The 13,206-nt window shown below is 57.7% G+C and carries 15 protein-coding genes; 9 read left to right on the top strand and 6 right to left on the bottom strand.

Annotated features, from left to right (window positions below):
* Positions 1-24: 24 nt before the first annotated feature.
* The 9 genes from iscR (at position 25) to iscX (ending at position 6,692) form a co-directional block, all read left to right on the top strand.
* The gene (iscR, locus tag F1002_RS10125; protein ID WP_150428912.1) at positions 25-528 is read left to right on the top strand and encodes a Fe-S cluster assembly transcriptional regulator IscR; all 504 of its coding nucleotides are present in this window, start codon (positions 25-27) and stop codon (positions 526-528) included.
* A 9-nt stretch (positions 529-537) separates the two neighbouring features.
* Positions 538-1,692, top strand: a complete 1,155-nt coding sequence (locus F1002_RS10120; RefSeq protein ID WP_150428911.1) for a cysteine desulfurase family protein — start codon at positions 538-540, stop codon at positions 1,690-1,692.
* 25 nt (positions 1,693-1,717) lie between these two features.
* The gene (locus F1002_RS10115) at positions 1,718-2,929 is read left to right on the top strand and encodes an IscS subfamily cysteine desulfurase (RefSeq protein ID WP_150428910.1); all 1,212 of its coding nucleotides are present in this window, start codon (positions 1,718-1,720) and stop codon (positions 2,927-2,929) included.
* A 101-nt stretch (positions 2,930-3,030) separates the two neighbouring features.
* Positions 3,031-3,414, top strand: coding sequence for a Fe-S cluster assembly scaffold IscU (iscU, locus tag F1002_RS10110; RefSeq protein ID WP_150428909.1), 384 nt, complete (start codon positions 3,031-3,033; stop codon positions 3,412-3,414).
* 2 nt (positions 3,415-3,416) lie between these two features.
* A complete protein-coding gene (gene iscA / locus F1002_RS10105; protein WP_150428908.1) occupies positions 3,417-3,740 on the top strand; it encodes an iron-sulfur cluster assembly protein IscA in 324 nt (107 codons plus the stop codon).
* A complete protein-coding gene (gene hscB / locus F1002_RS10100) occupies positions 3,740-4,267 on the top strand; it encodes a Fe-S protein assembly co-chaperone HscB (protein WP_150428907.1) in 528 nt (175 codons plus the stop codon). Before iscA ends, hscB begins: the two co-directional genes overlap by 1 nt.
* A gap of 3 nt (positions 4,268-4,270) precedes the next feature.
* Positions 4,271-6,160 carry a Fe-S protein assembly chaperone HscA gene (gene hscA, locus F1002_RS10095; RefSeq protein ID WP_150428906.1) on the top strand — a complete coding sequence of 630 codons (1,890 nt, stop codon included), beginning with the start codon at positions 4,271-4,273 and terminating at the stop codon, positions 6,158-6,160.
* Positions 6,157-6,501 (top strand): ISC system 2Fe-2S type ferredoxin, encoded by a 345-nt coding sequence (gene fdx, locus F1002_RS10090; RefSeq protein WP_150428905.1) that lies wholly within the window; start codon positions 6,157-6,159, stop codon positions 6,499-6,501. Before hscA ends, fdx begins: the two co-directional genes overlap by 4 nt.
* Positions 6,498-6,692, top strand: a complete 195-nt coding sequence (iscX, locus tag F1002_RS10085; RefSeq protein ID WP_150428904.1) for a Fe-S cluster assembly protein IscX — start codon at positions 6,498-6,500, stop codon at positions 6,690-6,692. The genes fdx and iscX overlap by 4 nt, the downstream gene beginning before the upstream one ends.
* Positions 6,693-6,833: 141 nt before the next feature.
* Here iscX and F1002_RS10080 read toward each other — a convergent pair whose 3' ends face one another.
* The 6 genes from F1002_RS10080 to tssK are packed head-to-tail and all read right to left on the bottom strand — an operon-like array spanning position 6,834 to position 13,197.
* Entirely contained in the window at positions 6,834-7,175 is a 342-nt protein-coding gene (locus tag F1002_RS10080) for a hypothetical protein (RefSeq protein WP_150428903.1), read from the bottom strand.
* Entirely contained in the window at positions 7,138-7,584 is a 447-nt protein-coding gene (locus F1002_RS10075) for a hypothetical protein (RefSeq protein ID WP_223879534.1), read from the bottom strand. The genes F1002_RS10080 and F1002_RS10075 overlap by 38 nt, the downstream gene beginning before the upstream one ends.
* Before the next feature lie 11 nt (positions 7,585-7,595).
* Positions 7,596-8,297, bottom strand: a complete 702-nt coding sequence (locus tag F1002_RS10070) for a hypothetical protein (protein WP_150428902.1) — start codon at positions 8,295-8,297, stop codon at positions 7,596-7,598.
* On the bottom strand, positions 8,290-11,073 hold the full coding sequence (locus F1002_RS10065) for a type VI secretion system Vgr family protein (RefSeq protein ID WP_150428901.1): 2,784 nt from the start codon (positions 11,071-11,073) through the stop codon (positions 8,290-8,292). Before F1002_RS10065 ends, F1002_RS10070 begins: the two co-directional genes overlap by 8 nt.
* A 10-nt stretch (positions 11,074-11,083) precedes the next feature.
* Positions 11,084-11,857 carry a type IVB secretion system protein IcmH/DotU gene (icmH, locus tag F1002_RS10060; RefSeq protein ID WP_150428900.1) on the bottom strand — a complete coding sequence of 258 codons (774 nt, stop codon included), beginning with the start codon at positions 11,855-11,857 and terminating at the stop codon, positions 11,084-11,086.
* On the bottom strand, positions 11,854-13,197 hold the full coding sequence (gene tssK, locus F1002_RS10055) for a type VI secretion system baseplate subunit TssK (protein ID WP_150428899.1): 1,344 nt from the start codon (positions 13,195-13,197) through the stop codon (positions 11,854-11,856). Before tssK ends, icmH begins: the two co-directional genes overlap by 4 nt.
* Between the last annotated feature and the right edge of the window lie 9 nt (positions 13,198-13,206).

The raw sequence follows: 13,206 nt of genomic DNA, 5'->3' as shown, positions 1-13,206 counted from the left end.
TGGGCTATTTTCAGGAGTTCGAGAATGCGTTTGACAACCAAAGGGCGTTTTGCCGTAACGGCCATGATGGATCTGGCCTTGCGTGGTGAAGAGGGGCCTGTGGCACTGGCCAGCATCAGCGAGCGCCAGAAAATTTCCCTGTCTTATCTTGAGCAATTGTTTGGCAAGTTGCGTCGTCACAAGCTGGTGGATAGCGTTCGCGGCCCCGGCGGCGGCTACTGCATTGCCCGTCCGCTCGATCAGGTGCCTGTATCCGAGATCATTCGTGCCGTAGACGAACAACTCGATGCCACGCAATGCGGTGGCAGGGAAAATTGCCACGACGAGCATCGCTGCATGACCCACGACTTGTGGACGACGCTGAATACGAAGATGTACGAATATCTTGCTTCGGTCACCCTCGAGCATCTGGTTCAGCGCGAACGGCAGAAGCGGTCACCCGGCATGGCAGTCCTCGAAGATCAGCGCCGCCTCGGTCCGCAGCCGCGAACCAAAAATTCGCGCGACAAGGTTTCCGCCATCGTCTGATTTCCAGCCATGTTTCGCCCCGTCTATCTCGACCACAACGCCACAACGCCGATAGATCCGGTGGTGCTGGCGGCCATGCTGCCCTGGCTGGAGAGCCAGCACGGCAATGCCTCGAGTCGCCATGAGTATGGCCGGCAGGCGCGGCAGGCAATCGACGAGGCGCGGCAGCGTGTCGCAGCGGCGGTGAATGCGCACCCCACAGAAGTAATTTTCACCAGCGGTGGTAGCGAGGCCAACAACCTTTTCATCAAGGGTGCTGCGGGATGCCTGAAGGCGGGGGTCATCGCCGTGAGTGCCATTGAACATCCCTGCGTTCTGAAGCCAGCCTTGCAGCTTCAGGCACACGGCTGGCAGGTGCGTACGCTGGCTGTCGATGCAGACGCCCGTATCGACTTGGCAGACTTTTCTGAAGCGCTGCGACTGAAGCCAAAGTTGTTGTCCGTCATGGCAGCCAACAATGAGACCGGCGTTCTTCAGGATATCGAACGGCTTGCCGGCGAGGCCAGGGGTCATGGATGGTTTCATACCGATGCCGTCCAGATGCTTGGCAAGCAGGTAATCGATTTCCGGGGGCTGAATGCCGCGGGACTTCATGCGATGACGCTGTCGGCGCATAAGGCTTGCGGCCCCAAGGGCGCAGCCGCGCTGATTTTGGACAAACGCATTGAAATCCAACCGCAGATTGCCGGTGGCGGCCATGAGCGCGGCTTGCGCTCAGGTACGGAGAATGTGGCAGCCATCGTCGGGTTCGGCGTTGCGGCGGAACTTGCAGCGCGTCGCGTTGCCGAACTGCCGGCTCGTTTGTGTGTCATGCAGAAAGCGCTGGAGGCAGGGCTGCTGGGATTGGGCGCTAAAATATTCGCCCAAGGCGCAGCACGATTGCCCAATACCAGCTACTTTGCATTCCCTGGTATCGATGGTGAAACCCTGGTCGGCAAGCTGGATCGCGAAGGCTTTGCAGTAGCCAGCGGCGCAGCTTGTTCCAGCGCCAATCCGGAACCTTCGCACGTACTGCGGGCGATGGGCGTGGATGGCGAGCAGGCGCGAGGTGCTGTACGCGTCAGCTTGGGCTCTGGCAATACCGAAGCTGACATAGAACAATTCATCAACGCCTTGCAGGCTACAGTCGGACGCTTGCAAGGACTGACAGCCATGGCTGTCTGAACAACCCGACTTTGCGAGAATAACGATGAAACTCCCGATCTACCTGGATTATTCGGCTACTACCCCGGTTGACCCGCGCGTTGCGGAAAAAATGATTCCTTACTTGTGCGAGGACTTCGGCAACCCGGCTTCGCGTTCGCACAGTTTCGGCTGGGTGGCCGATGCGGCGGTGGAGGAAGCGCGCGAGCAGGTGGCTGCACTGGTCAACGCCGACCCGAAGGAGATCGTCTGGACTTCGGGAGCAACCGAGTCGAACAACCTCGCGATCAAGGGCGCAGCCAATTTTTATGCTGGCACCAAGGGCAAGCACATCATTACCTTGAAGACAGAGCACAAGGCCGTCCTCGATACGGTACGCGAAATGGAGCGCCAGGGCTTCGAGGCAACTTACCTGGATGTCCAGGAAAACGGCCTGCTTGATCTTGAGGTTTTCAAGGCTGCGATTCGACCCGATACCGTGCTTGCATCGGTGATGTTCGTCAACAACGAAGTCGGCGTTATCCAGCCCATCGCCGAACTGGGTGAAATCTGCCGCGAGAAGGGCGTCATTTTCCACGTCGATGCCGCCCAGGCAACCGGCAAGGTAGAGATCGACCTGCAGAAGCTCAAGGTCGACTTGATGAGCTTCTCCGCACACAAAACTTATGGCCCGAAGGGCATCGGCGCCCTGTACATCCGCCGCAAACCGCGTATCCGCCTCGAGGCCCAGATGCATGGTGGCGGTCACGAACGCGGCTTCCGTTCCGGCACGCTGGCGACGCACCAGATCGTCGGTATGGGCGAGTGTTTCCGCCTGGCCAGGGAAGAAATGGCCGAAGAAAACAAACGCATCGGCACCTTGCGCGACAAGCTGCTCAAAGGACTGCAGGATATTGAGGCAACCTACGTCAACGGGGACTTGGACCAACGCGTCGCGCATAACCTGAATATCAGCTTTGCCTATGTCGAAGGCGAATCGATGATCATGGCCATCAAGGATCTGGCGGTCTCCTCGGGATCCGCCTGCACCTCGGCCAGCCTTGAGCCATCCTATGTCCTGCGTGCCCTGGGGCGCGACGATGAATTGGCCCACAGCTCGATCCGCTTCAGCATTGGTCGCTTCACGACAGAAGAGGAAATTGACTATGCAATCAAATTGTTGCATGCGAAAGTTGGGAAACTGCGTGAACTTTCGCCGCTATGGGAAATGTACAAGGACGGCATCGATCTGAGTACCGTTCAATGGGCTGCACATTAAGTTACCGGCCGTGAGCCGTTAGTTTGTTAGCGGGCTTTGGCTGGCTATCAATAACGAGAAACAATAGCGGGAAACCAACAACAGAGTTTAGGAGAAACAACATGAGCTATAGCGTAAAAGTCATTGATCATTATGAGAATCCACGCAACGTCGGCTCCTTTACCAAGGAGGATGACGGCGTGGGTACCGGCATGGTCGGGGCGCCCGCCTGTGGCGACGTCATGAAACTGCAGATCAAGGTCAACAAGTCCGGTGTGATCGAGGATGCCAAATTCAAGACCTATGGCTGCGGTTCGGCCATTGCCTCGTCTTCGCTGGTGACCGAGTGGGTCAAGGGCAAGACCGTGGATCAGGCACTGGCCATTAAAAATACGGAAATTGCCGAGGAACTGGCGTTGCCGCCGGTTAAAATCCATTGTTCGATCCTGGCCGAGGATGCCATCAAGGCAGCCGTGGCGGATTACAAGAAGAAGCACGGAGAATGACCATGGGCGTCACCTTGAGCGACAAGGCGGCAAAACACGTCGCCAACTTCCTGACCAAGCGGGGCAAGGGTATCGGCTTGCGCCTCGGTGTGCGTACCAGCGGCTGTTCCGGCATGGCGTACAAGCTGGAGTTTGTCGACGAGGTGAACGAAGACGATCTGGTCTTCGAAAGCGCAGGCGTCAAGGTGATTGTCGACGCCAAGAGCCTGCCTTACCTCGACGGAATGGAACTGGACTACGCCCGCGAAGGCCTGAACGAAGGGTTCAAATTCAATAACCCCAACGTCAAGGATCAGTGCGGCTGCGGCGAATCGTTCAACGTCTGATGGATTTCAAGGCGGATTACTTCGTCCTGTTTGGAATCAAGCCTGTATTCAGGCTTGATCTGTCGGATCTGGATTCGCGCTATCGCGATATCCAGGCCCAGGTTCATCCGGACCGGTTTGCCCATGCCGGCGAAGCCGAAAGGCGCCTGTCCATGCAGTGGGCAACGCATGCCAACGAAGCCTACCAGGCACTGAAAAAGCCGCTGGAAAGAGCCAAGTACATGCTTCACCTGGCCGGGCACGAAATTCAGGCCGAAAACAACACGGCCATGCCGGCTGACTTCCTGATGGAGCAGATGGAGTGGCGCGAAGCCGTGATGGAAGCGCGTAGCGGCGGCGACCATCACGAACTGGAACGCCTGCATAACCGCCTGCGCAGCGATATCAAATCGCGTTACGAAGAACTCGGGCAGTTGCTGGATGATGCTGGAGATTTTGCTCTGGCAACGGATCGTGTCCGCCGGCTGATGTTCCTGGAAAAACTTTTGTACGAAATCGACGACGCATTGGCGTCGCTGGAAGAATAAACAATGGCTTTGTTTCAAATCGCCGAACCCGGCGAATCGGCGGCTCCGCACGAGCACAAGCTTGCCATCGGGATCGACCTTGGCACCACCAACTCCCTGGTTGCCACCGTGCGCAGCGGCATCGCCGTTTGCCTGAACGACGATCAGGGGCGCCCCTTGCTGCCATCGGTGGTTCGCTATCATGCCGACGGCAGCACGGAGGTCGGCTACGACGCGCAGAAGAATCAAGCCGTCGATCCCAAAAACACGATCGTTTCGGTGAAGCGTTTCATGGGGCGAGGCACCAAGGACATCGCCCATATCGAGTCGATGCCTTACGATTTCATCGAAGCGCCGGGCATGGTCAGGGTCAAGACCCATGCCGGTATCAAAAGTCCGGTGGAAACCTCGGCGGAGATACTGAAAGTCCTTAAGGCGCGCGCCGAAGCAGGGCTGGGCGGTGACCTCGTCGGGGCCGTCATCACGGTCCCGGCCTACTTCGACGACGCACAACGCCAGGCCACAAAGGATGCGGCTCGACTGGCTGGGCTCAATGTCTTGCGCCTGCTCAACGAACCAACGGCGGCGGCGATTGCCTACGGTCTGGATAACGCCGCGGAAGGTGTCTACGCGGTTTACGACCTGGGTGGTGGCACCTTCGATATCTCCATCCTCAAGCTGACCAAAGGCGTATTCGAAGTCATGTCCACCGGTGGCGATTCCGCCCTCGGAGGTGACGATTTCGACCATCGCATCTATTGCTGGGTCATCGAGCAGTCCAAGCCACAGCCATTGTCGCCGGAAGATTCGCGCCGCCTGATGATGCGCTGCCGCGAGGCCAAGGAATTCCTGACCAACAATCCGGAAGCACCGATCTCGCTGCGCGTTGCCAGCGGCGAAATGATCGACGTCAAGCTCGACGTGGCGACCTTTGCCAATATTACGCAAACCCTGATTTCCAAGACCCTCCAGCCGGTCAAGAAGGCATTGCGCGATGCGGGCCTTAGAGCCGAAGACATCAAGGGTGTCGTCATGGTCGGCGGCGCCACGCGCATGCCGCAAATCCAGAAGGCAATCGGCGACTTCTTCCGCCAGGAGCCGCTGACCAATCTCGACCCGGACAGGGTCGTTGCGCTCGGTGCGGCCACGCAAGCCAATTTGCTCGCCGGCAACAAGACGGGTAAGGACGACTGGCTGCTGCTGGATGTCATTCCGCTGTCGCTCGGCCTGGAAACCATGGGTGGCTTGACCGAAAAAGTCATTCCGCGCAACTCGACCATCCCGACCGCTCGCGCTCAGGAATTCACCACCTTCAAGGATGGCCAGACGGCGATGGCCATTCATGTCGTGCAAGGTGAACGGGAAATGGTTTCCGATTGCCGATCCCTGGCCCGTTTCGAACTGCGCGGCATCCCCCCGATGGTAGCCGGGGCGGCACGTATCCGTGTCACCTTCCAGGTCGATGCCGATGGTCTTTTATCGGTGACCGCGCGCGAACAAACGACGGGGGTCGAGTCGAGCATCACGGTCAAGCCATCCTATGGCCTATCGGACGATGAAATCGCCGGCATGCTCAAGGATTCGATGGCACATGCCAAGGACGATGCCGTGGCACGCGCCCTGAAGGAAGCGCAGGTCGAAGCCCAGCGCATGATCGAGGCGACCGAAGCGGCTTTGGCCGAAGATGCCCATTTGCTCAACGAGGCCGAGATTGCCAAGATCAAGGCCACGATTGCCAAGCTCGCAGAAACCATGGCTGGCGATAATCGCCGCCTGATCAACATCGCCATGGACGATCTCGGCTACGAAACACAAACCTTTGCCCATCGCCGCATGGATCAAAGCATCAAGAAGGTACTCTCCGGACGCAATGTTGACGACATTGAGGTTGGAGAAGAGGGAGAAAAGGCATGACCCAACTCATCGTGTTGCCCCACGTCGAACTGTGCCCGGATGGCGCGGTCATCGAAGCGGAGGAGGGCAAATCCATCTGTGAAAATCTGCTGCACAACGACATCGAACTCGACCACGCCTGCGAAATGTCCTGCGCCTGCACCACCTGCCACGTGATCGTACGCGAAGGCTTCAACTCCCTGGAGCAGGCTGAGGAAGTCGAGGAGGATCTCCTGGACAAGGCATGGGGACTGGAACCCAACTCGCGCCTTGGCTGCCAAGCCATCGTCGGCAAGACACCACTGACGGTCGAAATCCCGAAATACAGCATCAACATGGCGAAGGAGGGGCATCGCAAATGAAATGGACCGACATCAACGACATCGCCATTGAACTGAGCGAAGCCCATCCCGACAAAGATCCGCTGAAGGTCAATTTTGTCGATCTTCGCGATTGGGTAATGGCCTTGCCCGGCTTCAACGACGATCCCAAGCATTGCGGGGAAAAAATTCTCGAAGCAATTCAACAGGCCTGGATTGACGAAGTATCGTGAAGCAATCGGGAATACTGTTGGCTGCACCCTTCTATTAACAAAAAAGCCCCGGAATATTCCGGGGCTTTTTTTTCATCTGGACATATAAGGGACACAAGACAGCATCGCAAGTCCGAGAAAACAGTATTCCAGGTTGCGATATCAATCGACAAATTCGCCGCGCTTGAACTCGCGGTCAGGAAACATCGGTTGCCTTTTGGGCGGTTTGGGAATGGACCAGTTGTTGGCCTTGGCCCAGGCCTTGATATCGGGAATGATGCCGGGGGCTTCGCCATTGGGGCATTCGTGGAGGCAGACCCAGGCTTTGCCGTGTTTGCCGATGACGGGTTTGGGGCGCTGGCCGAGCAACTCGGCCGCTTGGGCTCTCAGGTTATTGGATCCGGTATGGTCGACGGCGAGTATCGTGAAGCGGGCGTCGTCACCGGCGTATCCGTCGTGCTGAGGGCTATTTGCTGTACTCCAACAGAAGCTCTCGAATCTCATCTTTTGTTAGAAAGCTAGATTTCAAAATTGCAGCGAGTTCACTTTTTCCAAGTGGGTATCCCGCCAATAGCTTTTTTAACTCACCTTGATCTGGAGGAAAAGCTGTTAGCGGGTCGAGCCAAAATTTATCTGTTGCCTCTTGAGAGTCAAGACGAACCCCTTCGACATTGAAATAAACCTTGTACCGCACAAACCCCTCTGGAAACGCTTGGTCGAAATAAAGACTGGTTCCTGCAGGTAATATGTATTGATGCTCTGGAGCACCCGCGCCATTGAATAGCAGTGGAGTTTGAAGTTTGTGAACGAGAGGCATGGATTGCTCCTTTATGATTTGGTAGGTCAGAAATGCGCCGGAACAGAAAGCAAGGGCAGCCATGACCACATAATTGAAAAAACGTCTATCTCCCATAATTGAAAGCCTTATTTTGTACCGCCATAGGTATCGATGCGCGCAGGTTTTTGAGGTGGCTTTGTCAAAAGAAACGTTTCGAGATTTGCTGGTAAAAATATCCTTGTGGGAATCCCTCCGCCCACTGTTTTCATTGCCAAGCGTTCGCTGAAGGTCATAACAGCCTCCGGTTTAATAAATGATGAACTACCCTCTTCAAAATTCGGAATGGCCTTTTTAGCCCCATCCAAGCTGAGAGTCGTACAGTTGTAGCCAAGGGCGTGATAGTTCGTTGCAAGATGATAAATCTTGATACCGTTACGCCCCCTCTCCGCCTCTGGGCGAGGAGTGGCACTATCAATGATGGACTTGTAGTAACTGTTGATTGCCGAAGCCTGGTGATCAAAAATCAAAAAAACAAAGCCGGTAGTTCGCCTACCAGTGGCATTCTCACCCGCAATGTACGGTGAGAAATTTGACCAGACACGCAGAATACCCTCACCCTCAGCACCAAAGTCACCAGTAACCCGCCCATACCTGCCAAAGTCGTAGGTAGTGTCTGAGCCCTTTATCTTGACCCGAATTGCCGTATGACCATATCGATGCTCTGTTCCATCCAGAGTATAAGGCCCTCCTACAAGAATATGCATTTCTGACGACGGCGTTAGCTTGTCATCGACAACGCTGCCACGACGATCATTGGTCAATGGCTGAAACGGCTTTGACTTATCCATGCAACGACCTTTCCGGCGGCAAATATCCCCAATACACCTTGATCTGTTCTGGATTTATCGTCGCTATACGCATGGTTTTCCCTTCGGAGTCGGTGAGACCATAGAACACATCACCATCGCCCGTCTCAATCTTGTAGGGCAAATCCGGGATAACTTCTCCTGTCAGCGAATTGATGGCACGAGCCTGCTCATCGTACATTTTGACCCGCGAATCCGGCAGTGAGTCCAATGCCGCCGGACTCTTCCCGGCCTCAAGGAAAGCAATCCCGCTCCCCTTGACCGAGAACTTTCCAGGGCAGGCAAAGGTGATGTTGCTGCCTTCGAGGGTGACGGACGATTGCCCGGCCTGGAGGACGATCTTCTCCTTGGCCAGCAGATGAATTTCGTCGTTGGAACTGGTCACGGTCAGCGACTGGTCGGCAAGAATCTCCAGCTGGTCGGTATGCGCCTGGACAGTGTGGCTGCCGGCCTGGGCAATGCTCCTGATCCCGCCTGAATGGCTGAACCAGCTTGCTCCTTCGCCCACGGCGCTGGAGATCGTGTGAGCACTGGCAACATGCAGATCTTGCTGCACCGTGGCATGCAGGTGGCCGCCGGCGAAGAGCAGGCTACTGGTCGGGGACGAGAGTCCGATGTCGGCAGGGGCTTCGTTAACGATGAAAGGCTTGGCAAAGCGTTCGGTCGGGTCGCCGAGGTCGCGGCTGCCCGGAATGGCCTTGCGGGCTTCCTGGCCGCCGACACGGCTCTGGTATTGGCCGTCCTGTTGCGGATCGATGGCTTTGATGAATGCCGTTTGGTCGGCATTGGCTTTCAAAGGGAGAGCCGTTTGTTGCCTGGCCGCATCGGACAGGGCCTTGGCCGTTTCAGCGGCAGCTTTCAACTGGCTGGTCGTCTCCGCCACATCCATCTGGGTACTTTGCCCGTTGGGGCGGGCGGTGGCCGAGATCAGCATGCCTTCGCCGGCCCGCACCGCCAGCCAGCCGTCGGTTCTCAGTTCGAAACCGCTGCCCCGCCAGGCACCGCGGGTGGCCGATTCGGGGGCTTGATGAACCAGATGCCCCAGGCCCAGTTGCCCGGCGTTCTCGGAAGTGGCGAGCCGGGACCGTAACTGTCCCGGGGCATCGTCGGTGATCCATTGGTTGAAGCCGGCTTCGTGATTGTGGCTCATCCAGCCGGAGATCACGCCGGGATGGTTGGCACCGGCCTCATGGCCGGCAGAAAAGGGGGGGAGATCGGCCCCGTTGTAGCTTTGTCCGACGACGATGGGGCGGTCGATATCGCCATCGAGAAAGTCGATCAGCACCTCGGTGCCAATACGGGGCAGGAAGTGACTACCCCAGTTGGCGCCGGACAGCCATTCGGCAACCCGGACCCAGGTACCGGATTGATCGTTGCCCGGCGCGTTGCCTGTCTTGCCGGCGTTTCGTCCGGCCGGGCCGGTTTCGGTCAGCCCGCCCGCATGCGGCGTGGCACCGCGTCCCCCAAGGGGACTTCCTTCGGGGCGTTGCCAGGGGAACTGGATCTTGATGCGATGATCCCGCTCGGTGGTGACCACCTGGTTGGGGAGGCCCACCACATGGGCCACCTGCGGCCGGGCGACAGGCCGGGGCAGGGATGGTGAGAACAGGGAGGCAACCACCGGCAGCGCTGCCGGCTGGGCGGTGAACAGGTTGCGGTAGGTGCCTGCTTCAACATCCGCATGGCCGAGCAATTCGGCCGCTTGGGCTCCCAGGTTATTGGCGCCGGCATGGTCGACGGCGCGTATCGTGAAGCGGGCGTCGTCACCGGCGTATCCGTCGTGCTGACTCAACGTGACCCGTGTTCCCTCGGCCAGATGACGGATGGTGCTTTCACCCACGCAACGGCGATAGCCGGACTCGATAGCGGCCAGGGCCAGATCAGTACGCAGGCTGGCGGCTGCACCGTCCTCGAATCGGTAGGGGCGGGACGCATCGTGGATTTCCAGACGCGGCAGTTCGCCGTTGTCGGCAACAGTCGTGGATTGGGCGCCCGTGGCGACCAGGGTCTTGTAGTCCCAACCGGCCAGCGTCACCGCATTGGGCGCGACAAGGCGGGTTTCCTGCCAGATTTGCACGGTATCGGCCGCTTCGGTGGCATCGTTGCGATGAAAGCGGATGACCGGCTGGGCGCCAGCCGGCAGCTTGGCTTCGCGGTCGAAAATGACCAGCTTGTGCCGGGCGTGTGGATGGTCGTTCCCGGCAACCGCAGACTGGTCGTGTTCAAAGCGAAACGACAGCCCTTCTTCAGCGAGAAGACGACGGATGAAGTGATCGTCGGTTTCCCTGTATTGCGTCGCGATGCTGTAGGTGCGCAAGGGCTGGGTAACCAGGTTGGCCCAATCGGCCTCCGGGTAGTCGGCAAGAATTTGGCCGACAATGTCGATGACCGTTTTGTCTTGAAATAGATAACAGTCGCGGCGCTGGCCGAGAAAGGCGAGGAAGGGCTCCATGATCAGCCGGTAACGGGCAAAGCCGCCATCGGAGCCAAGCTGCATGACCTGGGTGATGTACCCATGCCAGGATCGCTTGCCGCCATCGGCCTGCAGCAGGCGCAGGGTAAGCTCTTCGCCGAGCAGCAGTTGGAGGTCGACATGGGCATGACTCGATACACAGTCAATCTCGAAGCGGAAAGACTCGGATAGCGCTTCGCGACCGGTAAAACGCTCGACGATCAGCGCTGCTTCCGGTAGCGGCGTCTTGAGCTCCAGCAGGCGGGCGTTCTGATTGAACAGCGTGTCAAGCAGGGATTCAAGCATGGCGAAGGGATCAGGGCAGGGTGATGGTCAGCGTCGGAGCGCGCGGCGCCAACTGGACGACGTTCTTGAAGGGCGACAGGGTCTGCTGCACTGTGCGACCGGCATGCCAGTCCAGTCCAACGTAGGCGATCAGGCCGAAAAGGGCGAGCACGGAGACAATCACCCAGATCGGAATGTCGCGCTTGATGGCATTGGCAATGCTGTCCGGAGCGGCCCAGTGGGGTGAAAACGTGGCGGCTTTGCCCTTGATGTGGGCAATTTGCTCGCCCAACTGCTGAGTCAGGTATTTGAGCTTTTCCGGGCCTTCGAGCAGGTAACGCCCCTTGAAGCCGATCAGCAGGCACATATGAAACACTTCGAGCGCGTTGATGCGATTGGCTCCTTCGTTGCGCGCTGCTTCGAGTTTGTCGAAGAAATGTTCGCCGGCCAATTGGTCACCGAACAGCAACAGCTGCAGCGGCCGGCGCTCCCAGGTGTCGCGAATATTCATCTGCGACGACAGCACCGCTTCATCGATCGCTGCGCAGAAGGCGTATTTGGCGTCGAAGATGTCAGTCGCCGAAAAATTGTTCTTCCGGGCGGCACGCTCAAATTGCTCGAGAAATTTCTGGATGTTTCCGCAGAATTCGTCGGGGTCCTTGGGTACACTCCGATGGTTCAACAGGATGAGCATGTGGAAGCCGTCGTAGAGCAGATCGACAAGGCTTTTTGCCGGGCGGTCGGCTGCCGGCTCCTCGGTACGCAGGCTGGGGGCAACGGAAAACAGGCTGGGGGCTGTGGTCATGGCGTGACGGCAATCAGTTCAATGGCGAGATCCCGGTAGCTTTCCGGGGCATAAATCATGACGGACTGGGCCTTGAGCATGCGCTCGTAGAGCGGGCCGTGGGCATCCAGCGCGAAGTAGATGGCGCCGGGACGTACCGGAATGGCGCCTGGCACTTGCTGGGCATGGGTCAGACGAACCCCGGACATGGCCGAAAGAACGAGTTTTTCGACGTCATCAGGCGCCCCCAGCTTGATGCGCAAGGGAATCGACTCGATGATTTCCGATTGCGGGTGAGCCGCCGTGACCGAGAGGTAGAACGCGGTTTCGCTGTCGATCTTGTCGGAATCCAGATGGCCGGAATAGAACGCGGGTTTGGGCTGGGTCAGGGTGATCGCGAAGTAGCGCGTCGATATGACCGTATCGAGCAGTTCGCGAAGAATCTGGTCGATACGTGAGAAACACGGACCCGGCTGCAGATGGTCGTAAGCAGGCAAGTCGTTGAGCGAGTAGCCTTTGGAGAAAGTCATCAAGCCACCGGCAAGGCGAAGCAATTCCTGAAACAGCCGCTCAGGAGAGGTATCGGGCTGGCGAAACAAATGGGTCAAGGTTGCGCAGGCACTGCTGGCCGTATGTAGCAACCAGAATGAAGCGATATCGCCCGAGCGGAATTCGATCACGTTCTTGGTCGGTTCCCGATGAAAACCATAGAGTGCTTCGACCTTGGCCAGCAGGGCATCAATTTGCCGGCGCAGCATCATGAACAGCGGCGGTGCGCTGCGCAGACTGACCGACGGCGGCATGAAAGCAGGATCCGGCTCGAAGCCATTACTTGAAGTCCGACGAATCCGGGCAATCGGCAGTGTCAGGAAGTGATCCCGGTTTTCGCTCCCGGTTTTCAGGTAAGCGATCTGGCTGAGAGTGGAGACATCAGCTTCCGCTGCATCGGTAAATAGATCGGTGGTAGCGCGGGGAACAATGAGGTAGCGAGCCTGCCCTGAAGCGGATGCATTTTCCGCACAGTTACCGCCATGAGCGTTGATGTGATGAAGCGCCAGAAAGAAATCGCCGACCCCGTCATCGCCAATGGCGTCACTCAAGGCAAGCGACGGTGGAAGCTGGTCGACGTCCGGTGCGGAAAAAAAATCCCCATTGGGAAAAATAGCGGAAATCCGCTTGAACCGCAGAATCCCGTTCTTGAGCGACTCGATATCGAGGTCGAGTTCCCGAAATCCCCATGCGTATGGATTTGCGGCAAGCAGTGAAGTCCTGACAAGGCCCTCGGCATAAGCATCCTGCCCCTGGAAGTGTTGAGGGCGCAGGAACAATCCTTCCCCCCAAAGCATCTTTGTATTGTTCATTCTGTTACC

The organism is Dechloromonas sp. CZR5, assembly GCF_008711155.1.
In the GTDB taxonomy this organism is placed as follows: Bacteria; Pseudomonadota; Gammaproteobacteria; order Burkholderiales; family Rhodocyclaceae; genus Azonexus.
The sequence above is the reverse complement of the archived record's forward strand: the minus strand, read 5'-3'. Positions and strand labels throughout refer to the sequence as shown.